At 46.4% G+C, this 20,988-nt stretch carries 21 protein-coding genes and 1 pseudogene; 12 read left to right on the top strand and 10 right to left on the bottom strand.

Features of this window, described 5'->3' with window-relative positions:
- Positions 1–89 precede the first annotated feature (89 nt).
- Positions 90–2,411, bottom strand: a complete 2,322-nt coding sequence (locus IC571_RS01200) for an NADP-dependent malic enzyme (protein ID WP_215316947.1) — start codon at positions 2,409–2,411, stop codon at positions 90–92.
- A 103-nt stretch (positions 2,412–2,514) separates the two neighbouring features.
- Here IC571_RS01200 and thiL point away from each other — a divergent pair, with 103 nt between their 5' ends.
- Genes thiL through IC571_RS01185 form a run of 3 tightly spaced genes read left to right on the top strand, consistent with a single transcriptional unit; the run spans position 2,515 to position 4,624 of the window.
- Positions 2,515–3,534 carry a thiamine-phosphate kinase gene (gene thiL, locus IC571_RS01195; protein ID WP_215316945.1) on the top strand — a complete coding sequence of 340 codons (1,020 nt, stop codon included), beginning with the start codon at positions 2,515–2,517 and terminating at the stop codon, positions 3,532–3,534.
- Between the two features lie 8 nt (positions 3,535–3,542).
- The gene (locus IC571_RS01190) at positions 3,543–4,121 is read left to right on the top strand and encodes a phosphatidylglycerophosphatase A (RefSeq protein ID WP_215316943.1); all 579 of its coding nucleotides are present in this window, start codon (positions 3,543–3,545) and stop codon (positions 4,119–4,121) included.
- Positions 4,122–4,129: 8 nt separating this feature from the next.
- Positions 4,130–4,624: a CinA family protein gene (locus tag IC571_RS01185; RefSeq protein ID WP_215316941.1), complete on the top strand. Its 495-nt coding sequence runs from the start codon at positions 4,130–4,132 to the stop codon at positions 4,622–4,624.
- Between the two features lie 22 nt (positions 4,625–4,646).
- On the opposite strand, the gene corA is transcribed toward IC571_RS01185, so the two are convergent.
- Positions 4,647–5,612, bottom strand: coding sequence for a magnesium/cobalt transporter CorA (gene corA / locus IC571_RS01180; RefSeq protein WP_215316940.1), 966 nt, complete (start codon positions 5,610–5,612; stop codon positions 4,647–4,649).
- 73 nt (positions 5,613–5,685) lie between these two features.
- Between corA and pyrF the strand changes: the two genes are divergently transcribed.
- On the top strand, positions 5,686–6,525 hold the full coding sequence (gene pyrF / locus IC571_RS01175) for an orotidine-5'-phosphate decarboxylase (RefSeq protein WP_215316938.1): 840 nt from the start codon (positions 5,686–5,688) through the stop codon (positions 6,523–6,525).
- A 148-nt stretch (positions 6,526–6,673) separates the two neighbouring features.
- Here pyrF and IC571_RS10520 read toward each other — a convergent pair whose 3' ends face one another.
- The gene (locus IC571_RS10520) at positions 6,674–6,997 is read right to left on the bottom strand and encodes a hypothetical protein (RefSeq protein WP_371742895.1); all 324 of its coding nucleotides are present in this window, start codon (positions 6,995–6,997) and stop codon (positions 6,674–6,676) included.
- A 245-nt stretch (positions 6,998–7,242) separates the two neighbouring features.
- Between IC571_RS10520 and IC571_RS01165 the strand changes: the two genes are divergently transcribed.
- Positions 7,243–7,761: an adenine phosphoribosyltransferase gene (locus tag IC571_RS01165; RefSeq protein WP_215316934.1), complete on the top strand. Its 519-nt coding sequence runs from the start codon at positions 7,243–7,245 to the stop codon at positions 7,759–7,761.
- 56 nt (positions 7,762–7,817) lie between these two features.
- On the opposite strand, the gene mtgA is transcribed toward IC571_RS01165, so the two are convergent.
- Genes mtgA through mpl form a run of 6 tightly spaced genes read right to left on the bottom strand, consistent with a single transcriptional unit; the run spans position 7,818 to position 14,625 of the window.
- Positions 7,818–8,570 (bottom strand): monofunctional biosynthetic peptidoglycan transglycosylase, encoded by a 753-nt coding sequence (mtgA, locus tag IC571_RS01160; protein ID WP_215316933.1) that lies wholly within the window; start codon positions 8,568–8,570, stop codon positions 7,818–7,820.
- A gap of 50 nt (positions 8,571–8,620) precedes the next feature.
- Positions 8,621–9,526 carry a shikimate dehydrogenase gene (gene aroE, locus IC571_RS01155; protein WP_215316931.1) on the bottom strand — a complete coding sequence of 302 codons (906 nt, stop codon included), beginning with the start codon at positions 9,524–9,526 and terminating at the stop codon, positions 8,621–8,623.
- 21 nt (positions 9,527–9,547) lie between these two features.
- Positions 9,548–10,435, bottom strand: a complete 888-nt coding sequence (locus IC571_RS01150; protein ID WP_215316929.1) for an energy transducer TonB — start codon at positions 10,433–10,435, stop codon at positions 9,548–9,550.
- Positions 10,419–12,452 carry a ribonuclease catalytic domain-containing protein gene (locus IC571_RS01145; protein WP_215316927.1) on the bottom strand — a complete coding sequence of 678 codons (2,034 nt, stop codon included), beginning with the start codon at positions 12,450–12,452 and terminating at the stop codon, positions 10,419–10,421. The genes IC571_RS01150 and IC571_RS01145 overlap by 17 nt, the downstream gene beginning before the upstream one ends.
- A gap of 2 nt (positions 12,453–12,454) precedes the next feature.
- The gene (gene fabG, locus IC571_RS01140; protein WP_215316925.1) at positions 12,455–13,189 is read right to left on the bottom strand and encodes a 3-oxoacyl-ACP reductase FabG; all 735 of its coding nucleotides are present in this window, start codon (positions 13,187–13,189) and stop codon (positions 12,455–12,457) included.
- A gap of 38 nt (positions 13,190–13,227) precedes the next feature.
- Complete coding sequence (gene mpl, locus IC571_RS01135) at positions 13,228–14,625, bottom strand: UDP-N-acetylmuramate:L-alanyl-gamma-D-glutamyl-meso-diaminopimelate ligase (RefSeq protein WP_215316923.1); 1,398 nt, start codon at positions 14,623–14,625, stop codon at positions 13,228–13,230.
- A 26-nt stretch (positions 14,626–14,651) separates the two neighbouring features.
- On the opposite strand from mpl, the gene IC571_RS01130 reads away from it, so the two are divergent.
- The 7 genes and pseudogenes from IC571_RS01130 (at position 14,652) to IC571_RS01105 (ending at position 20,412) form a co-directional block, all read left to right on the top strand.
- On the top strand, positions 14,652–15,179 hold the full coding sequence (locus tag IC571_RS01130) for a TlpA disulfide reductase family protein (RefSeq protein WP_215316922.1): 528 nt from the start codon (positions 14,652–14,654) through the stop codon (positions 15,177–15,179).
- Between the two features lie 270 nt (positions 15,180–15,449).
- Complete coding sequence (aroQ, locus tag IC571_RS01125) at positions 15,450–15,899, top strand: type II 3-dehydroquinate dehydratase (RefSeq protein WP_215316920.1); 450 nt, start codon at positions 15,450–15,452, stop codon at positions 15,897–15,899.
- A gap of 36 nt (positions 15,900–15,935) precedes the next feature.
- A complete protein-coding gene (gene accB / locus IC571_RS01120; protein ID WP_215316918.1) occupies positions 15,936–16,403 on the top strand; it encodes an acetyl-CoA carboxylase biotin carboxyl carrier protein in 468 nt (155 codons plus the stop codon).
- A gap of 60 nt (positions 16,404–16,463) precedes the next feature.
- Positions 16,464–17,828 carry an acetyl-CoA carboxylase biotin carboxylase subunit gene (gene accC / locus IC571_RS01115; RefSeq protein ID WP_173954987.1) on the top strand — a complete coding sequence of 455 codons (1,365 nt, stop codon included), beginning with the start codon at positions 16,464–16,466 and terminating at the stop codon, positions 17,826–17,828.
- A gap of 35 nt (positions 17,829–17,863) precedes the next feature.
- A pseudogene (gene prmA / locus IC571_RS10465) lies at positions 17,864–18,784 on the top strand (50S ribosomal protein L11 methyltransferase); the annotation flags it as partial.
- Positions 18,785–18,868: 84 nt separating this feature from the next.
- Positions 18,869–19,381, top strand: a complete 513-nt coding sequence (locus IC571_RS10460) for a DUF3426 domain-containing protein (protein ID WP_251373527.1) — start codon at positions 18,869–18,871, stop codon at positions 19,379–19,381.
- A 71-nt stretch (positions 19,382–19,452) separates the two neighbouring features.
- Positions 19,453–20,412, top strand: a complete 960-nt coding sequence (locus tag IC571_RS01105; RefSeq protein WP_215316914.1) for a carbohydrate kinase family protein — start codon at positions 19,453–19,455, stop codon at positions 20,410–20,412.
- A 205-nt stretch (positions 20,413–20,617) separates the two neighbouring features.
- Here the strand turns inward: IC571_RS01105 and IC571_RS01100 are convergent, their stop codons facing one another.
- Positions 20,618–20,905, bottom strand: a complete 288-nt coding sequence (locus IC571_RS01100; protein WP_251373450.1) for a hypothetical protein — start codon at positions 20,903–20,905, stop codon at positions 20,618–20,620.
- Positions 20,906–20,988: the final 83 nt, after the last annotated feature.

Raw genomic sequence — 20,988 nt, 5'->3', positions numbered from 1 at the left:
GCCCAAATACGGCGACTTATTTATAAGTCATTGATTTATATGTAATTAATTTATGTAAGTTATCACTAACTTACATAAATTATAAGGGCTTAAGAAATGCCTCTAGCGTTGCTAGCAGCCTCCACAACCGCCAAAGTGGTGACATTGACGATACGGCGTACGGTAGCCGCCGGAGTCAGAATATGAATTGGCTTAGCAACACCCAGGAGCAATGGTCCAATTGCAATGCCATTACCCGCTGCAGTTTTTAACAAGTTGTAAGAAATGTTCGCAGCATCAATATTTGGCAACACCAAGAGGTTTGCATCGCCTTTTAATGTGGATGAAGTGACTGCGCCAGCGCGAATGGTTTCATCCAAAGCACTATCACCATGCATTTCACCATCGATCTCGAGAGTAGGGTCTGCTTTTTGAATCAATGCCAGCACTTCGCGCATTTTGACTGCCGATGGTGCATTACTAGATCCAAAATTGGAGTGGGATAGCAACGCCACTTTGGGTACCAGTCCCAATTTGCGCATTTCGCTTGCTGCCATCAAAGTCAACTCGGTCAACTCTTCAGCACTTGGATCAATATTGATATGGGTATCCACCAAGAACACTTGGCGACCTGGCAAGATTAAGCCCGACATGGCGCCATAGACTTTTGCACCAGGCTCACGACCCACGACCTCATCAACATACCTCAAATGCGTCGCAGAGTTACCGACCGTGCCACAAATCATGCCGTCAGCCATGCCTTTGCTGATCATGACAGAACCAATCAAACTATTGCGGCGACGCATCTCTAACTTCGCAAATGATTCTGTAACCCCTTTGCGCTCAGTCAAACCAAGGTAGGTTTGCCAGAAATCACGGTAACGCGCATCATTCTCCGGATTCACAAGCTCAAAATCATCGCCAGACTTCATGCGCAAGCCGAACTTCTCAATTCGATGTTCAATAACCGCTGGGCGACCAATCAAAATCGGGGTCGCCAAATGCTCATCAATAATGATTTGCACCGCGCGCAATACGCGTTCGTCTTCACCCTCAGCAAATACGATACGCTTCCGATTGGCAGGTACGCGCTTAGCAATGCTAAAGAGAGGTTTCATTAAAGTACCTGAGTGGTACACAAACTGCTGCAACTGATTACGGTATGCATCAAAGTCTTTGATAGGGCGAGAAGCTACACCGTCATCCATTGCCGCTTTAGCAACGGCTGGAGCAATCACTGTAATCAGGCGTGGATCAAATGGTTTTGGAATTAGATACTCTGGACCAAACGATAAATTCTCAATACCGTATACCGATGCCACTACTTCGCTTTGCTCTGCTTGTGCTAATTCAGCCACGGCTTTTACTGCGGCAACTTCCATGCCACGAGTAATGGTGGTTGCACCAACATCCAATGCGCCTCGGAAAATAAATGGGAAGCACAAAACATTATTAACTTGATTAGGGTAATCAGTACGACCTGTCGCCATCACCGCATCGGGGCGAACCGCTCTAACTTCTTCGGGAAGAATTTCTGGGGTTGGATTTGCAAGAGCGTAGATGAGCGGCTTATCTGCCATCTTCTTCACCATCTCTTGTTTCAAGACGCCACCAGCAGATAGACCCAAGAAAATATCTGCGCCAGCAATCACATCATCCAAAGTACGCAAATCGGTCTCTTGGCAGAATGGCTCTTTTTCTGGATCCATTAATTCCTTGCGGCCTTTATAAGCAACACCCGCAAGGTCGGTCACCCAAATATTTTTACGTGGGATACCTAAATCAACCAATAAATCTAAGCAGGCTAAGGCTGCAGCGCCAGCACCAGAAGTGACTAACTTCACATTGCCAACGTCTTTACCAACTACCTTCAAACCATTAAGGATTGCAGCCGCGACCACAATCGCCGTTCCATGCTGATCATCATGAAAGACGGGAATCTTCATGCGAGCTTGCAGCTTACGCTCAACCACAAAACAATCTGGCGCTTTGATGTCTTCTAGATTAATGCCCCCAAAGGTTGGCTCTAGCGCAGCAATAATCTCGACTAATTTCTCAGGGTCGTTTTCATTGACTTCGATATCGAAAACATCAATGCCAGCAAACTTCTTAAACAGGACTGCTTTGCCTTCCATCACTGGCTTACTAGCGAGTGGTCCAATATTCCCCAATCCAAGCACAGCAGTACCATTTGTAATGACACCGACGAGATTTCCTTTAGCGGTGTACTTAAATGCATTTGCGGGATCTTTCACAATCTCTTCGCAAGGAGCGGCAACACCCGGCGTGTAGGCAAGTGCTAAGTCACGTTGATTTGTGAGTTGCTTGGTTGGAGCAATCTCGATCTTTCCAGGAACTGGCAATTCATGGTACTGAAGGGCCGCCTCTCTTAAGGCGGCAATTTGTTGTTCTTTACTGTTGTCTTTACTCATCAACGAGCTCACTAGTTTGTTTTGATTTTATCTTTTAATGCCCAATAGGTTATTAATTCTATTCCTCTCGAGCATTTCAGTCCCAAGAGCCATAAAATGGGACATGCACTCTTCTCCCAAGCCTTTAGGCGAATTTGACCTGATTGAGCGTTTTTTTAAATCGCAATCGACTTCACGCTCATCAAATTCTGCGATCAATTTAGGTATTGGGGATGATTGCGCGCTTATTAATCCACCATCTGGTGAAGAAATAGCCATCACGAGCGATATGTTGGTTGAAGGCAGGCACTTCATAAAAGGCACGAATGCTGAACAATTAGGCTGTAAAGCCCTAGCAGTGAACCTTTCAGACCTTGCAGCCATAGGCGCAAAACCGCTTGGATTCACACTTTCAATCGCATTACCAAACGTAGACGCTCAGTGGCTAGAAGCCTTCTCTAGAGGCTTATTTTCAGTTGCCGATCAATTTCATTGCCCACTTATAGGCGGAGATACCACCGCTGGTTCACTCGCCATTTCGATTACCGCTATCGGTAGCGTGCCCCATGGAAAAGCCATTCGCAGATCAGGGGCAAAGATTGATGATGAAGTCTGGGTCTCAGGAACAGTAGGAGACGCAAGGCTCACTCTTGCTGCGCTGCGTCATGAAATCTCATTAAGCAAAGATGAGTTGAGTACCATTGAACATCGCATGCATCAGCCCACCCCTAGAATTGAATTGGGACTGAGATTAAGAGGTATCGCCAATGCAGCCTTGGATGTATCGGATGGGCTGCTTGGGGACTTGCAACATATTTTGAGTCAATCACAAGCAGATGCCGAAATTTTTCTGGATCAACTACCAAAATCAGTCACTTTAAAAAAACAAGCTATTCAAATTCAAAATCAATTCGCCGCTTGCGGGGGAGATGACTATGAGCTTTGTTTTACAGCACCTAAGAGCCAACACGAATTCATTTTAGAAATAAGCCACGCACTTGATTTACCGCTGACTTGTATTGGTCGCATCATTCACAAAAAAAATAGTTCGGCTCAAGTGCATATTCTGAATATAGATGGCAAGCCTCTTCCTAAATCAGAAGCCGCACAACTTCTCAAATCCTTTGATCACTTTGCAGTGTGAACAACACCATGAATAAGGCCACTCAACAAGCGCTTAGCTTAAAGCCCGACTTCAAGTGGATGTTGGGAAGTGTGAATAGAATTTTCGCGTTTGGATTTGGTAGCGGTCTCAGCACCGTGGCACCAGGCACGGCAGGCACTCTGTGGGCTTGGGCCATCTTTTTAATGGCTGACTATATTTTTCCTCTGACTGCTATGCCTGAGCCCTTATGGATTCTGGGGGCTGGTTTCGTCTGGGGTTGTTGGATCTGCGGGTCTGTCAGCGAAGAATTGGGAAGACGAGATTTTGGGGGAATTGTTTGGGATGAAATGATTGCATTTTGGATCGTTCTCGCAATCATCATGCCAGCAAATCTTTGGATGCAAATATTGGCTTTTGCCTTATTTCGATTTTTTGATGCAGTCAAACCAGGCCCAATTGGCATGATCGATCGTCATTTTAAAAAGACAGGAAATTTAGGCACAACATCAACTCGCGCACAAATATGGTGGCGAGGTTTTGGCATCATGATTGATGATCTTGCAGCAGCGCTGTTTACACTCTTAGTCATTGCATTAGTGCAAATGATTGCTCTATATTTGGCTTGAAATCTTCTATGAAAACCGCAGACATTGTTAGCACTCTCGCAGAAATCCTAAAGTCAAAGAATTGGAAAATGGCTGCAGCGGAGTCATGCACCGGCGGATTAGTTTGCGCCAACTTAACGGAAATTGCCGGTTCGAGTGAATGGTTTGAGCGTGGCTACATCACCTACAGTAATGAAGCCAAATCAGAGTGTTTAGGCGTCTCCGGCAAGCTGATTGAAGCCTTTGGCGCCGTTAGCGAAGAAGTTGCCAAGGCCATGGCTGAAGGCGCTCAAGTCAACGCTGGTGTCAATACTGCTCTCTCCATTACTGGGATTGCTGGTCCAAGTGGTGGGACTCAATCGAAGCCCGTTGGCATGGTTTGCTTTGGGTGGGCCATTCGAGGCGATGGTGGCGATAACAGAATACTCACCAAAACGATGCACTTTGATGGAGATCGGCAACGCGTGCGGCAACAAGCGTGCGATTACGCACTTAGTGAATTAGCAAAACTTCTCGAGAATTAGCACTGCAAAAAGCTTGGTGGAGTTACTTCATCCAACCCTTGTGATAGAAGTACCACAACGGAATAATCGCAGAAACGATCATCGCAATAATGGCCATCGGGTATCCCCAAGTGGCATCGAGTTCAGGCATGTATTTGTAATTCATACCCCAAACACTCGCTAACAAAGTTGGCGGCATTAAGGCTACTGATACCACCGAGAAGATCTTGATAATCTTTGATTGGTTCAAGTTAATGAAACCTACGGTCGCATCCATTAAGAAGTTAATTTTGTCGAACAAGAAAGCGGTATGGTTTTCTAGAGAATCAATATCTCGCAAAATCTGACGCGCCTCTTCTTGCTGCTCATCAGACAATAACTTGCTACGCATCAGGAAAGATAAGGCTCTACGGGTATCCATCACATTGCGACGGATACGGCCATTGGTATCTTCTTCTTTAGCAATCGTTTCAAGAACCTGTTCAGCATCCGCGTCGTTGATGTCATCTTGTAAGACCCGTTTGCCTGCTAATTCGAGATTTTCATAAACTTCTTCTAGGGCATCAGCGGAATATTCAGCATCAGTTGAATACAGATCGAGCAACACATCTTTAGCGTTGCTCACCGATCCAGGACGCAAGCGTGCACGCAAACGTACCAAGCGGAACACGGGCAAATCTTCGTCATGAATAGAGAACAAGACTTGCTTGGTCATCACAAATGCAACTCGTACGTTACGAGAGGTCTCCTCTTCATCCAACAAGAAATCAGTACGAATATGGAGGTGACCATCATCTGCCTCGAAGTAACGAGCAGAAGCTTCCAAGTCCCCTAAATCATCTAACTCTGGCAAAAGTACGCCAAAAGCCTCTTTAATCCAGATGAGCTCTTCCTCTTCAGGGTCGACCACGTCAATCCAAATAGGATTGGCATACTGCAATAATTCATTGCGATCTTCTACTTGCTCTTGAGAGAGGCGGCCATTTTGCAGGACGAACAAGTTGATCATGGTGAACTCCTAAGGAATGTGCGCTAGTTTATCCTATAGAACATGACCGTTTCATTAAAATAAGCCAAATCGAATGAACTCACGCTCAAACACCTTTACCCAGCAACTCCAGTCTGCATGGGCTTCCCAAGGCAGCATGCTGTGCATTGGTTTTGACCCCGATCCCAAGCGTCTACCCCCCTCCCTACAAGGGAAGCCAGAGGGCATCTTTGAATTTTGTCGCGAGATTGCCGATGCCACAGCAGACCTCGTTTGCTCCTTTAAGCCCCAATTTGCCTATTTCGCATCCCAGCGGGCTGAGGGTCAACTCGAAAAGCTGATACGTCACCTCAAAGATAAATACCCCCACATCCCGGTGATTTTGGATTCTAAGCGTGGTGATATTGGCAGTACGGCTGACCATTACGCCCTCGAGGCATTTGAGCGCTATGGCGCTGATGCCATTACGGTTAATCCTTATATGGGGTTCGATACGATTGAGCCTTATCTCAAGCACACAGGCAAAGGGGTCATTGTGTTGTGTCGTACATCTAACCCAGGCGGATCTGATTTACAGTTTTTAAATGTTGCGCCAAATGGCGAACCTCTATACCTTCACGTCGCAAAACTGGCAGCTACCCAATGGAATAGCAGCGGACAAATTGGTTTGGTTGTTGGCGCAACCTTTCCAGATGAGATTTCAAAAGTGCGTTCCATCGTAGGCGATATGCCACTCCTCATTCCAGGAATTGGTGCTCAGGGCGGCGATATTGAGGCAACTGTCAAAGCAGGTGCTATTGCAGGCAAACCCGGGACAGGCATGATCATCAATTCTTCTAGAGCCATTTTGTATGCCAGCTCTGGAAACGATTTTGCACAAGCAGCAAGAGCCGTTGCGATCAGCACTCGTGCTGCATTGAGAGCAGCAAGCTAAATAACGATGATCACTCCGAATAGTAATTAGCGCTTTTGGAGTTGAGCAACAGATCGAGGGGCTAATTACGTTAGGGGCTCAGAGCAATTTAGACCTTTTTTAAGCCACTCCAATCGTCGCGGCATGAATTCAAATGAGTTATCAAAGTCTACTTGAACTGCTTTAGAGCCTCAATAAACAAATCTTCCCCATAGCTGACCCTACTAGCCCAATCAGAACCAGAGGATTCATTAGCATCATCTGTAATGTATTTAAAAGAATGCCAAGGCAATTTATTGTCGTAGGCTACTGCAGCAATACCAAAGAGCTCCATATCCACCAAATCAATTTTTTGAGTCAATAGCCAAGGGTCATGGCTTGTGACGAAACTATCACCTGAGCCGCATATATAGCCGTCCCGGCCTGAATAATATTCATGTGGCCTAGAGCAGAATGGAGTCATGCCTCTGGGGGCAAGTGGTTGAGCATTCATATCTCTTTGCACAACTTTTGACACTGGAAGAATGCCAGATATATTCGAGCTTACCTTTCCTGCCGTGCCATAATTAAGAATCATGTTTGGGCGAAATTGACTTATCGCCTTAATAGTGTTTACAACGGCGTTCACCTTACCAACCCCGCAATAAACAATATTGAGATGGCTAGGTAATCTATTCCTCCTAAGTTCATTCTCTAAGGCGGTAACAATTAGTATCTTTGACATCATGTGAGCAAATTATGGACCTGATAAATTATCTACCAGTCATCGAGAACTTTCCTAAACCAGGTATTTTCTTTAGAGATATATCCCCATTGCTGGCAAATGCTGATGCTTTTAAATGCGCAATCGAGTTACTTGATAGATTAGGCAATGAATTTGAATATACACATATTCTTGGCATTGAGTCACGAGGATTTATTTTTGGTGCCGCCCTGGCTAGACAGACCAATAAAGGCCTTCTTTTGGCAAGGAAGCCGAATAAATTGCCGCTTGCTACCCACACAGAATCATATGGACTAGAGTATGGTAAAGATGCGCTCCAAATTCAAGCACATACTATAGAAAAAGATGCAAAGATACTCGTTATTGACGATGTCCTTGCAACTGGGGGCACCCTAATAGCGGCATCACAATTAGTTAAAAAAGTGGGCGCGAAACTAGCAGGCGCAATGACGCTTGCAGAGATAAAGGCTCTTGACGGCAAGCGCCTTTTAGACGCATCAGGCATTCCATTTCGCACATTGTTAACTTTGTAAGGCTTGTTAGTGGGTATATTTAATGATTGGCTAGTCACCAAAGAGCTAAAAGGTGTTTATTGATCCGCGCCCCTGGTGCGGGTAGTCAATCTAACGCGCCCCATATTTTCAAGAATAAATTCTTGGCGAGCGGAATAGTTAATGCCCCCCCTATAGCAATACTGTTGCTTATCAAAACATTTGGGGGCAGGCAAAGCAGAAGCCAAAGCAGCAGATTGCTCTACATCCAATCCAGTAGGAGTTGTTGCGTAGTAATGCTGGGCAGCGGCGCCAATACCAAAAATGCCTTCACCCCACTCTACTGAATTTAAATAAATCTCAAAGAGCCTTTGTTTTGAAAGGATCAATTCCAGGAGACCGGTGATGATGAGCTCTTGTGTCTTACGGAAATAATGTTGCTCAGACGATAAAAATAGATTTTTGGCCAGCTGCTGAGTAATTGTTGAGCCACCCCGTAAAGTAGGCTTTGTCTTTGCACCAGAGTGCAATCGTTCCTGGGTCTGCTGTTGATTTCTCTCCCAAGCCTTTTGCATATCCTCAACACGCACCCCTTTATGCTGAAAGAAGATGTCATCCTCACTGACCAAGACTGCACGCTTGAGATTATTCGAAATCTTGTCATAGGGCACCCATTGAGATTGAATGTCGCATGTTAAATGCCATGAACATAAACGCCAATGTTCTGCCCTCTGAAAGGCTGTGTTACTGGGGTCTAGACTAGTCCATAAGCCAATCTGGATTACGAAATAAAGCTGCATGGCAACAAAGCCTGCCAGCAGACATTTCAACGGATAGAAAATCCAGCGCATTGAAAAATTAGTGTTTGCTTGTTTGTGGATTGTTATTTGTTGATTGCTTATTAGCTACGTAATTTAGCTAAAACAGTGCGCGGATCAATCTTATTAGCGAGCTCGGCACCACGCCACAGCAAGAAGGCATCTGCCGCTTGTTCTACAAGCATCCCCAAACCATCACTGATGCGAGCACCACGCTGTAAAGCTTGTTTCATAAAGGCTGTGGTCTTACCGTACACCATGTCATAAGCGAAGGAGCCCGGCTTGAAAACCTGCATTACCGCCGCTTCACTCAAAGGTGACTCGTCCGTTAATCCCGCAGCTGTTGCATTAATCACCAGATCAAAAGAATGAGAAGTTTTTTGGATATCTTCTAGATCCGCCAAGGTGCGCAACCCTAAGGCGACTTCTTTGCGGGCAGCTAGATCAGCAAACAACTTCACCAATTCATCTGCCTTAGCGGTAGAACGATTAGCAATGACCAGGCATTTGGGTGAAAGCTCTAATAACGGCCCAATCACGCCGCGCGCCGCACCACCCGCACCTAACAACAAAATACGTGCAGCATGAATATCAATCCCTTGCGCCAATAAATCCCTTACCAATCCAGCGCCATCAGTGTTGTCGCCATAAATTTTTCCATCCTGAATCCACAACGTATTCACGGCACCAGCCAAGCGAGCACGATCTGTTAATTGATCTGCAAACACCTGTGCATCTAATTTAAAAGGGACAGTGACATTCATTCCTTTGCCGCCAGCAGCAAAAAATGACTTTGCTACTTTTACAAAACCATCTAACTCAGGTTGCAAACGGCCATAATGCATAGATTGCTGAGCCTGCTCTGCAAACGATTGATGAATTGTGGGCGACTTACTATGGGAGATGGGATTTCCTGCGACCGCATACACGTCCTTGCCCGAGAAAAGACTTGGGTCTGTATGAAGATCAGGAGTAGCGTTTAGCGTCATAAGGCTTACAGAATAAGCGAATTAGTTTCGTAATTCCAAATGATCGTTTCCCTCTCGAGTAAAGTCAAAAGTCGATATCCAATCCAGCACATCGATTTGATTTCGCATTTCCGTGGGGAAGGGTCCAAATGGCGCAGAAGCCCTAACAATTGCAAGCGCTTGACGATCGAGCTCCGGATTGCCAGAGCTACGCCCAATGGAAAGCCCCTCCCTACCCTGAGCATTATTGGTAATACGGCCTTGAGCATCCACACTCACCACAATGATCAAGCTTCCATACAAAGGTCGTCCATTTGCTCGAGGAAAAAACGTGCTGCCATAGGCCTCGATTTTTTGGCGCATAGCATCAAAGTAATGGGCAAAAGTCACAGCTTTTGTATTGGCGCCCGTTAATACTTTGCGACGGGGTTGACGACCATCTTGCTGCAGTCGTTTAGCTAATTCTGCCTCTAGTGAATTGAGCTGTTGAACTACCTTTTGATCATCGCCACTTTTACGTCCACCAGAGCGAGCGCGCTGCTCATCTAATTTAGCCAGCATTTGCTTTTGCTGCTTCTCTAGAACTTCAAGGCGAGCCTCAGCCCCCAATCTGGCGCGATGCAGAGCCGTCGCATCTTGTACCTCTGACTTTCCGCCGCCCTGTAAAGCAGCCTGCGCCAATTTATTCGCTTCCTTAGGGGGAGCCTTATTACTGGCATTAACTAGAACCACACTCAGGGGCGTATTGAGGCGTCGATTCTGAATCTCCCCGATGCCCCAACGAAACGACAAGAAGATGATGTGCATGCCTAATGAAACAAGTAGAGCCAAACGAAACGGGTGCTTACGCCAAGCATCTTGAAAATAGGAAATCAAACGCTCCACTTTTTCAAAGTGCGGGAGATGGATTGGTCTAATCCAGGCTCGCATCTTCTTCCGCCTCTCCAGATGGCAATACTTCTTGGCCCTCAGTGGCATGATTATCTGACTGTGTCGACTCAATCTCCAATACCCTGACCGCTGCACTTAATTGCAATAGATCTACATCAGACACCATCACGTGAGCTCGAGTCATGCGTGGATGGCTTGCTAGCTCTGGAACTGGCAAGTGCAAAGGTATTGGCTCAACCCTCGACATACCCTCTTTTAGATGTCGTATATAAACTGCCTTTGACTTATCTTCTTGCGTCATCCAACGCAAGCACCAATATTTCTCCAGGCGGTCTTGGTACTCACCATAGGCTTGATAAGAAGATTCAAACTCTGCGGCAATTCCCATTAAGACTGCATCCCGTGGAGGAAAAGGAGCAACCATTTTTGCGGTAACGCCGTGTTTTGCCAATGCCAGCAACTGCCATTGATTGATCAAATCAGAGTAACGACGCAAAGGCGAAGTAGACCAAGCGTAGTAGTCCAAGCCCAAGCCTTCATGAGGCCCCGGGGTTGTTTGCATCCGAGTCCGCATAGGACCCCAGCCTTTTTGTGTTCTAAATAAACCTGGCAAGCCATGTTCAGCCAGCAATTGACCTGATGCACTGTTACAAAAGATCATCCACTCGGCAACTATCGTATCCAGAATGGAACCGCGCTGACGTGGAGCAATTTCTACCCACTCCACTCCATCATTATTTTTGATCTGAAAATGAAAATCTCTTGCCAAAGCATTTGGGTCTACCAAACCTAGTTGTTCCGCACGTAAGCCATTGGCGACTCTTTTTTCTTGGCGCCCAGCATGCAAGTGTTTTGCAGCTCGCCACAGAATATCTAATTCTTTTTTGAAAGGGTATTCAGTGCTGGCATCAGACAAAGTCTCATCACTGACCAAGTCTTCGATATTTTCAAGGCGCAAATTCGCGGCAATCGGAACCATTTCCGCGCGCATTTGAATAGTCTCTCGGTTTACTAAGCCGTCTGCATCAATATCTACGTAGACTGATAAAGCAGGTCTTGCAGCCCCTTCATCCAAAGAGAATTTCTGAATCACCGCATCCGGCAACATCGTGATTTTGTCGCCCGGAAAATAAACCGTAGACATCCGGCTACGAGCCACTTGATCTAACGCATCATCTCTAGTTAAAGCCAGCCCAGGCGCTGCAATATGAATTCCGATGCGGTGCGCACCTTCCGGTAAATCTGTTACAGAAAGTGCATCATCAATTTCCGTAGTACCAGAATCGTCAATTGAGAAAGCCTGCACTTCTGCCAAAGGAAGTTCTGCAATCGCAGCATCATAAGCAGCGTTATCAACTCCTACATTGGGATTATGAGCAGAGCCATTTGGAAAGTGAGCCTTTAAAAACATACCTTGGTGGTATGCGAGAGGAGAATCAATCGCGCCACAGCGAATCATCAGTTGAGCGAGAGATTCACCAGTCTCCGTGCATGCAGCGCTTAAGGCTTTATAAGCAGAGCTATTTTTATCCGGAGAAAAGAGGAGTTGCTTGGCAGATGCTTTCAGAGTTTCTGGAAACGCGCCTGCCACCAATTCTTGTTGCCACTGGGACTGTTGCTCTAACTCTTTTTGTTTGCGCTCTAACGCCGCTAAGCCTGCCTGTAACTGCTCTAAAGGCGCCCTCTGAAAACGTCCCCGTCCTTTGCGCCGAAAAAAGACTGGCGCGCCTTGCAACGCAATTGCCAGCGAAACTTGCTGAGGAATTGTGGCCTGATCCCCAAAATACTCGTGGGCAACATCCACCAATCCAAACTCTTCATCTGGAGCGCAGTCCCAAAGCAATTGCAAATCAATTTCTTTTGACAGCGTGAGCGCTTCATCCATCACAGCCTGAGCTTCAGGTTTTTCAAAGCGCAACCAAACTTCCTTAGCCTTGAGTTTGATTTTTTTACCAGACAAGCTCGTTGCCTGCCAAGATTCAGCCTCACCTACCCCAGACGCAGACTGCACTGTGGCGATTTTGATATCGCCACCCTCTTCATATAAGAGATTCATTCTTAAAGCGAAATTCCGCCGCTAGCTTCTAATGCAACGCCGTTGACATAGCTTGCTTCGTCGCTAGCCAAGAATAAATACACATTAGCCATTTCTTCTGGAGTGCCCAAACGCCCAAGCCAACTTCGCTTCTCGATATCCTTCAGAATATTTTCCGGCATCACTTTCACCATTTCAGTAGCGATGAATCCTGGACATACCGCATTTACACGAATACCTTTGGGGCCAAGCTCGCGCGCCCAGGTCTTGGTAAATCCAATCACGCCAAATTTTGTAGCCGAATAATTAGTTTGACCAAAGTTGCCATACAAACCAACAACACTCGAGGCATTCACAATCGCGCCCGAGCCTGCCTCCAGCATGTGTGGAGCAATTAATTGTGTGCAATTGAAGACCCCCTTTAAATTCACATCAATCACTGCATCAAATTGAGCTTCAGTCATCTTGATCAGGCGCGCATCTTGAGTAATGCCTGCGTTATTAATCAAAATATCTATACGGCCATGTTGTTGCATCACTTGATCTACAACCCCCTGAATGCTGGCACGGTCAGTCACATTCATGACATGCGCTTCGCTATTGGGAATTTGCGCAGCAGCGCTTTTGACAGCCTCTGGATTTACATCGGCAACAATCACAATTGCACCCTCTTGTGCAAAACGCTGGGCCGTTGCAAAACCAATGCCTTTAGCTGCTCCAGTAACAATTGCCACCTTACCTTTTAATCGATCGCCCATGAATTTACTTTCAGTATCTATAGTGGTCACAAACTACATTAGCTTGCGATTGCCTTTAATAATTTTTGGTGTACCCCACCAAACCCGCCATTACTCATTACCAAAATGTGATCGCCTGGCTTAGCCTCTTTTGCAACGGCAAGCACTAGAGAATCCAGATTATTAAAGGCACATGCTTTGGCATCCTCGTTAGCATTGAGTGGCGCTAGAACCTCAGCCAAATCCCAACCTAATGACTCTTTACCGCTACTGGCGCCATAAGCAAATACTTTATCGGCCTGCTGCAAGCTATCCGGTAGTTGGGCTTTCATCGTTCCCAGCTTCATGGTGTTAGAGCGAGGCTCGAGAACAGCCAAGATACGAGACTTACCTACGCGTCGACGCAATCCATCAACTGTTGTTGTAATGGCGGTAGGATGATGTGCAAAATCGTCATAGACCGTAATATCGTTTGCAACACCGATGGTTTCGAGACGACGCTTGACGTTTTTAAATTCCGCCAATGCGCGTGCAGAATCCTCCGGTGAAATGCCAATATGATTTGCCGATGCAATCGCCGCTAGTGCGTTTAATTGATTATGTCTGCCCATCACACCAGAGTCAGGAGCCCACGTCACTGTCGCAACATCCTTACCTGCTTTGCGAACAATGAAACCATCGGCCACTTGCGAAACCAAAGACCATTCATTAGCAGCATCTTGCCCAAAGCGCTCCACCGGCGCCCATGCGCCCCTGGTTATAACTCGCTCTAATGCGGGCTCTTCGCCATTGACGACCAACAATCCGTCGCCCGGAACCGTGCGCACCAAATGATGAAACTGGGTTTCAATCGCAGCTAAATCAGCAAAAATATCAGCGTGATCGAATTCCAAATTATTTAGCAAAGCAGTACGTGGTCTGTAATGAACAAACTTACTGCGCTTATCGAAAAATGCGGTGTCATATTCATCCGCCTCAATCACAAAATATTTACTCTCGCCTAAACGCGCAGAAACTGTGAAATTCAAAGGCACGCCACCAATCAAATAGCCTGGTTTATATCCATTGAATTCCAATATCCATGTCAGCATTGCAGAAGTAGTGGTTTTGCCATGCGTGCCTGCTACGGCTAAAACATGTCTGCCATACAGAACTTGCTCACCCAACCACTGCGGGCCGGAAATGTATGGAAGCCCTTGGTTCAAAATTGCTTCCATCAGCGGATTACCGCGTGAAACTACATTGCCGATTACAAATAAATCGGGCATCGTCTCAAACTGCAATAATTGATCTGGTGAGAAACCCTCAATCAGTTCGATACCTTGAGATTCAAGTTGCGTACTCATTGGGGGATACACGTTGGCATCGCAACCCGTTACGCGATGTCCAGCTTGTCTGGCAATTGCGGCAATGCCGCCCATGAAAGTACCGCAAATGCCCAAAATATGTATATGCATTAATGAATTTTAGCGAAGGACTTGAGATGAACCGAAGACAATGGATTGTGATTGCTGGCGTTAGCGTAATGGCACTTCTAACTGGCATCTTTACCTCGCATTGGATTTCCCAATCCGGTCTCGCTAGCGAGCCATCAATTAAGGCATTTTTTGCCAATCCTTGGCAAAGTCCAGATGGAAAACCAGTCAATAGTGAACATTGGCAAGGAAAGGTCTTGGTGATTAACTTTTGGGCCTCCTGGTGCCCTCCTTGCGTAGAAGAAATGCCAACTTTGGATCAAGTTTCAAAAGAATACGCTTCAAAAAACGTGCTATTTGTCGGCATTGGTATCGATTCACCATCTAACGTACGTGAATTTCTCCAAAAAACGCCAGTTTCATATCCAATCGTCATCGGCGGATTGGAGGGTAGCAATCTTGCCAAGCAAATGGGCAATGCTCAGGGTGCTTTGCCCTATACCGTCGTTATCAACCCAAGCGGAAAATCGACTTTTACAAAATTAGGGAAAATAAGTGAAGATGAGCTCAAAAAGGCTATCAACAACGCACTTTGAGCTTAATTAGCGTATTTTATTTGTATGCAATCGACCGTTTATTGCTGAATTATTAGGCAATTTCCTCATTAATTTTCATTATTTGCTCTTAAAAGTAGTGAAAATTTCATTTTCATTCCCCATTTTTGGACTTTTCAGATATTTCTGAGGGTATACTTTCATCCATAGCAACTGAAGCAAAAAAGAAGCAATAGCAGTCTAGGCGGCTTAATAGTTAAATTCAGCCAAATTAAACAATTGATACCTAACTGTCTCTAAAAACAGGGATCTATGTCTAAAAAAGCTTCAATTCTTGTCATACAAGGCCCAAATCTCAATCTATTGGGCACTCGTGAACCAGAGGTTTACGGCAAAACTACCCTTAAAGATATCCACCAAAGACTGGGAGAGCTTGCAAAATCCCAGTCCGTCGAGCTGAGCACCTATCAAAGCAATCATGAAGGGGAACTCATCGATCGCATTCAAAAGGCAAAGCAGGATGGAGTTGATTTCATCATCATTAATCCAGGCGCCTTTACCCATACCAGCGTAGCCCTGCGTGATGTGTTGGCCGGTGTTGCCATTCCATTTACCGAAGTCCATTTATCCAATATTCACCAACGCGAAGAGTTTCGCAAACACTCCTATTTATCCGACATCGCAACTGGAGTGATTTGTGGACTTGGCGCTATTGGTTATGAACTTGCATTACAGGCTGCGATCGCCCGTTTACAAAAATAAGCTTAACTACAGAATTTCAAGAGAGGACACACTCATATGGATCTTAGAAAACTCAAAACCCTGATCGATCTAGTTTCTGAATCAGGCATTTCTGAACTAGAAGTAAACGAGGGTGAAGATCGTGTTCGCATCGTTAATTCCGGCTCTCCAGTTACTGCAGGTCAAGTTGTCTATGCCAACCCTGCTCCAGTACAAGCTATTGCCGCAGCACCAGTTGCTACAGCTGCTGCACCACAAGCGCCAGCTACAGAAGCACCGGCTGTTGAAGAAGGCTTTGTTGCTCGCTCACCAATGGTTGGCACTTTCTACCGCGCCCCAAATCCAGAATCACCGAACTTTGTGAATGTAGGTGACACCGTCAAAGTAGGTCAAACACTTTGCATCATTGAGGCAATGAAACTGCTCAATGAAATTGAATCTGAGAAGGCTGGTGTTATCAAAGAAATTTTGGTTGAAAACGGCCAAGGTGTTGAGTTTGATCAGCCCCTATTTGTCATCGCTTAAGCACCTTAAGCACTTAAGCGCCTGACTTTTTCCAAACCCCTTACTTAACTCAGAGCCGACATGTTCGATAAGATTCTGATTGCCAATCGCGGAGAAATCGCCCTTCGCATCCAACGCGCATGCCGCGAGTTGGGAATCAAAACTGTTGTGGTGTACTCCACAGCCGATAAAGAAGCGAAATACGTAAAACTTGCTGATGAAGCCGTCTGTATCGGCCCAGCACCATCGCCGCAAAGCTATCTCAATATGCCGGCCATTATTTCCGCAGCGGAAGTAACGGACGCTGAAGCAATCCATCCAGGTTATGGCTTCCTTTCAGAGAACGCAGACTTTGCCGAGCGTGTTGAAAAATCCGGCTTTGCTTTTATTGGCCCTACAGCGGCATCCATTCGCTTGATGGGTGATAAGGTTTCTGCCAAGCGCGCCATGATTAAAGCTGGCGTTCCTTGCGTTCCAGGATCCGAAGGCGCATTACCAGACAATCCAAAAGAAATTATTGCTGCTGCGAAAAAAGTGGGTTACCCCGTGATCATTAAAGCCGCTGGTGGCGGTGGCGGTCGTGGAATGCGTGTAGTTCATACTGAAGCGCACCTGATTAATGCCGTCAATATGACTCGCGAAGAAGCAGGTCGTGCATTTGGCAACCCAGAAGTCTATATGGAGAAGTTCTTAGAAAAACCTCGCCATGTGGAAATTCAAGTTCTGGCGGATACACATGGCAATGCGATTTGGCTAGGTGAACGTGATTGCTCTATGCAACGTCGCCACCAAAAAGTGATTGAAGAGGCGCCAGCCCCAGGCATTGATCGTCGTTTAATCGCCAAAATTGGCGAGCGCTGTGCAGATGCCTGCCGAAAAATTGGCTACCGTGGTGCTGGTACCTTTGAATTCCTGTACGAAAACGGTGAGTTCTTCTTCATCGAGATGAATACCCGTGTTCAGGTTGAGCACCCAGTAACCGAGATGATTACGGGCGTCGATATCGTGCAAGAACAAATTCGTATCGCGGCTGGACTAAAGCTCAGCTATCGCCAGAAAGACATTGTGTTCCGCGGACATGCCATTGAGTGCCGACTCAACGCAGAGGATCCTTTCAAGTTCACCCCAAGCCCTGGTCGAATTGGCTCATTCCATATGCCAGGCGGTCCTGGTATTCGTGTTGATTCACATGCTTACAGCGGTTACATGGTGCCATCCAATTACGATTCCATGATTGGCAAACTCATTTCGTACGGCAATACTCGCGAACAAGCAATTCGCCGCATGCAAATTGCCCTCTCTGAAATGGTGATTGATGGCATTACGACCAATGTTCCCCTGCATCGCGAACTCATGCTCGACCCTAACTTTATGGAAGGTGGCACGAGTATTCACTATCTAGAGCATCGCTTAGAAGAACAAGCTGCCAGTCGTGGCAAGTCTTAATGCGCCTTAATTCATGCGAGTTATAAGAGTCTTACATGTCTTATCGTGAACTGGTATTCACGGTAGCGGCGGAAACGGCTGAGCCTTTAGGAGACGCTTTACTCGAGCTGGGCGCGCTATCGGTCACCGTTGAAGATGATGCCGCAGGTGGCTACGATGAAAACCCGCTTTATGGTGAGCCGGGTTTGTCACCTGAAGTGCAAGCATGGGATAGATCCGCCGTTACCGCCCTCTTTAATCCAGAAATCGATGCATCTGGCTCCGTAGAATTTATGCCGGAACTGCTTGCTTCTCTCAAAGAGGCCGGCTTCAAACTATCTCCGCCTCAAGAAAAAACGGTTGAAGAACAAGACTGGGTACGCTTAACCCAAAGTCAATTTGCACCGATTCAGATTGGTAAACGAATTTGGGTAGTTCCCTCATGGCATGAAGCGCCAAACGACCCCAATGCAATTTGTCTAGCGGTTGATCCAGGACTTGCGTTTGGTACAGGCAGTCATCCAACCACGCATTTGTGTCTACTTTGGCTAGAAGAACACCCCAATCTCTCAAACCAAAGTTTGTTGGATTACGGTTGTGGATCAGGCATTTTGGCAATCGCCGCCGCAAAACTGGGTTGTCGTCCGGTAGTTGGCACCGATATTGACCCCCAAGCAATGGTTGCCGCGCGCAGCAATGCGGAGATTAACAATACAGAGATCCGTTTTGTATTGCCGACTGAAGGCGCCCCAGAGCTCGCCGCAGAAAAAAAATACGACATTGTGATGGCCAATATTTTGGCTAACCCCCTGCAAGTGCTCGCGCCTGCATTGGTCAACAAAATGCGTCCAGGCGGGCAAATCGTGTTGTCCGGTGTTCTAGCTCGCCAAGCAGATGAAGTGATTGCAACCTATAGTCAGTGGCTAAAACTCTCTGTCTGGCGAGTGAGTGAAGGCTGGGTATGTTTGCATGGCACCCTGAAACCCGAATCTGCTCAAAAAAAAAGTATTAAGCAGTCGAAATACTTAAAACCGACTCTGCTTAGTCTCTTTTTCATCCTAGTGCTCATTTTTGGCGAGCATCTTTCCAGAAACACACTCATCCCAGCGCTAGCACCGCGCATCGATGGCTCATCAAATGTCATTGCCGTGCGCGCATTTTCGCTTTTGCAATTGATTGATCAAAAATTATGCAGTGCACTAGGGTGCTTTAATCGCCCTGTGAGCGATTTTTCCGCGTGGAAAATAACTTCAGCAACACTTTCGCCTGAAAACGCGCGTGAGGGCCTTAAAATCCCTGCAAATCAATCTATGTTGCAAGTTGAAATACAAAATCGTCTTGCAGTTCCGGTTTTATTTCCAAATTTAGAAATTTCTCTGACTGACGCAGAAGAATCTGAACTCAAATCGATTCAACTAAGTCCAAAAGAATGGCTTCCGCCTTCTTGGCAAGAATCTCACCCTGATTTTTTAAAAAATGGTGCGCCTGCTGGCGAAATAATTCAATCTGAGTTGCCAATCGTGCTGCCAGCCAATGCTGCGGGCTATCGAGTACATGTCATTTACCCGCGCTGATCCTATCCTGGCAACTTTTTACACTTCATTCCCTACCCAATCAAACTCAAAATCAACACAGAAAGCAATTTATGGCTAGCCTGATCTGCGGTTCTATCGCATACGACACCATCATGAACTTTGAAGGCAAATTTGCCGATCAAATTCTCCCAGAGCAAATTCATATCCTGAATGTGGCGTTTTTAGTTCCAACCATGCGCCGTGAATTCGGTGGTTGTGCAGGCAATATTGCCTATAACCTCCACCTTTTGGGTGGCGATCCCATCATCATGGCAACCGTTGGTGGCGATGCGAACCCTTACCTGGATCATCTGAAGCAACTGAAGATCGACGCTAGCCATATTCGCCAGATCGAAAATGCTTTTACAGCGCAAGCCATGATCACCACCGATCAAGCCAATAATCAAATTACCGCATTTCACCCAGGCGCGATGAGTGAATCACACCTCAATGAAGTTGCAGCAGTTGTTGCTGAGCGCAGCAAGAACACCAAAGGCGCAGCTAAATTCGGAATCGTTGCACCCGATGGTAGGCAGGGAATGTGGGAGCACTGTCACCAACTTGCCGATGCGAATATTCCATTTATTTTCGATCCCGGCCAAGGTTTGCCGATGTTTGACGGCCCAGAACTGCTCGAATTAGTGGAAATTGCCAGCTATTTGGCAGTAAACGACTATGAAGGGGAAATGCTCTCCAAAAAAACCGGTTTAGAGTTGGCAACAATTGCTGAACGCGTCAAAGCACTCATCGTCACCAAAGGCGCTCAAGGCGCAGAAATCTATTCAGGTGGCAAATGCATTTCCATTCCACCTGTTCCAGCGGCAAAAGTCATTGATCCGACTGGGTGTGGCGATGCATTCCGTGGCGGACTACTTTTTGGTCTTGAAAACGGTATGGATTGGGAAACGACTGGGCGCTTAGCCAGCCTCATGGGTTCAATCAAAATCACCCACCAAGGCCCCCAAAATCACCAACCGAGCAAAGCCCAGATTGTTGAGCAATTCAAATCGGCTTTTGGATTTAGCTTCTAAAAACTTCCACTGCCGTGCCTAGAATAAAAAAGGGGTCTCGTGAGAGACCCCTTCTGACAACACCCGTCTAAAGTCGAAACTTAAGGACGTGTGCCAGTTGGGAAGGGCCAAGCAGCGGCAGGATTCAACGCACTAGTCGCTGGTGCAGCTTTCTTAGCCGCGGGCTTTTTTACTGCAGAGCCCGCTTTCTTCGCAGCAGGCTTACTTACTTTTTTTTTGCTACGCGCTTTTTAGCAGCTGGCTTTTTAGCGGCTGCTTTTTTCTTAGCAGCTGGCTTCTTTTTAGCTACTTTTTTAGCAGCTGGCTTTTTAGCGGCAGCTTTTTTAGCAGCTGGGCGCTTTTTAGCAGCCTTCTTAGCAGCTGGCTTCTTAGCGGCTACTTTTTTCTTAGCAGCTGGGCGCTTTTTAGCTACTTTTTTAGCGGCTGGTTTCTTAGCAGCTACTTTTTTCTTAGCAGCAGGTTTCTTTGCAGCAGGTTTTTTCTTTGTTGCCATGTGTGTTACTCCTTCACGTGAGGATTAGTACAAACTACATTAAGAAGACCCGACCATTCAGAATGAACGAGCGAGCCATTCAT

Source organism: Polynucleobacter sp. MWH-UH2A (genome assembly GCF_018687195.1).
Taxonomy (GTDB): Bacteria; Pseudomonadota; Gammaproteobacteria; order Burkholderiales; family Burkholderiaceae; genus Polynucleobacter.
Note: the sequence above shows the minus strand (reverse complement) of the source record. Positions and strands in the feature narration are given on the sequence as shown.

What these genes read in the sequence shown, in the direction of transcription:
- IC571_RS01200 (WP_215316947.1), bottom strand. Translation starts at nt 2,411, where the DNA reads ATGAGTAAAGACAACAGTAAAGAACAACAAATTGCCGCCTTAAGAGAG.
- thiL (WP_215316945.1), top strand. Translation starts at nt 2,515, where the DNA reads ATGCACTCTTCTCCCAAGCCTTTAGGCGAATTTGACCTGATTGAGCGT.
- IC571_RS01190 (WP_215316943.1), top strand. Translation starts at nt 3,543, where the DNA reads ATGAATAAGGCCACTCAACAAGCGCTTAGCTTAAAGCCCGACTTCAAG.
- IC571_RS01185 (WP_215316941.1), top strand. Translation starts at nt 4,130, where the DNA reads ATGAAAACCGCAGACATTGTTAGCACTCTCGCAGAAATCCTAAAGTCA.
- corA (WP_215316940.1), bottom strand. Translation starts at nt 5,612, where the DNA reads ATGATCAACTTGTTCGTCCTGCAAAATGGCCGCCTCTCTCAAGAGCAA.
- pyrF (WP_215316938.1), top strand. Translation starts at nt 5,686, where the DNA reads ATGAACTCACGCTCAAACACCTTTACCCAGCAACTCCAGTCTGCATGG.
- IC571_RS10520 (WP_371742895.1), bottom strand. Translation starts at nt 6,997, where the DNA reads ATGAATGCTCAACCACTTGCCCCCAGAGGCATGACTCCATTCTGCTCT.
- IC571_RS01165 (WP_215316934.1), top strand. Translation starts at nt 7,243, where the DNA reads ATGGACCTGATAAATTATCTACCAGTCATCGAGAACTTTCCTAAACCA.
- mtgA (WP_215316933.1), bottom strand. Translation starts at nt 8,570, where the DNA reads ATGCGCTGGATTTTCTATCCGTTGAAATGTCTGCTGGCAGGCTTTGTT.
- aroE (WP_215316931.1), bottom strand. Translation starts at nt 9,526, where the DNA reads ATGACGCTAAACGCTACTCCTGATCTTCATACAGACCCAAGTCTTTTC.
- IC571_RS01150 (WP_215316929.1), bottom strand. Translation starts at nt 10,435, where the DNA reads ATGCGAGCCTGGATTAGACCAATCCATCTCCCGCACTTTGAAAAAGTG.
- IC571_RS01145 (WP_215316927.1), bottom strand. Translation starts at nt 12,452, where the DNA reads ATGAATCTCTTATATGAAGAGGGTGGCGATATCAAAATCGCCACAGTG.
- fabG (WP_215316925.1), bottom strand. Translation starts at nt 13,189, where the DNA reads ATGGGCGATCGATTAAAAGGTAAGGTGGCAATTGTTACTGGAGCAGCT.
- mpl (WP_215316923.1), bottom strand. Translation starts at nt 14,625, where the DNA reads ATGCATATACATATTTTGGGCATTTGCGGTACTTTCATGGGCGGCATT.
- IC571_RS01130 (WP_215316922.1), top strand. Translation starts at nt 14,652, where the DNA reads ATGAACCGAAGACAATGGATTGTGATTGCTGGCGTTAGCGTAATGGCA.
- aroQ (WP_215316920.1), top strand. Translation starts at nt 15,450, where the DNA reads ATGTCTAAAAAAGCTTCAATTCTTGTCATACAAGGCCCAAATCTCAAT.
- accB (WP_215316918.1), top strand. Translation starts at nt 15,936, where the DNA reads ATGGATCTTAGAAAACTCAAAACCCTGATCGATCTAGTTTCTGAATCA.
- accC (WP_173954987.1), top strand. Translation starts at nt 16,464, where the DNA reads ATGTTCGATAAGATTCTGATTGCCAATCGCGGAGAAATCGCCCTTCGC.
- IC571_RS01105 (WP_215316914.1), top strand. Translation starts at nt 19,453, where the DNA reads ATGGCTAGCCTGATCTGCGGTTCTATCGCATACGACACCATCATGAAC.
- IC571_RS01100 (WP_251373450.1), bottom strand. Translation starts at nt 20,905, where the DNA reads ATGGCAACAAAGAAAAAACCTGCTGCAAAGAAACCTGCTGCTAAGAAA.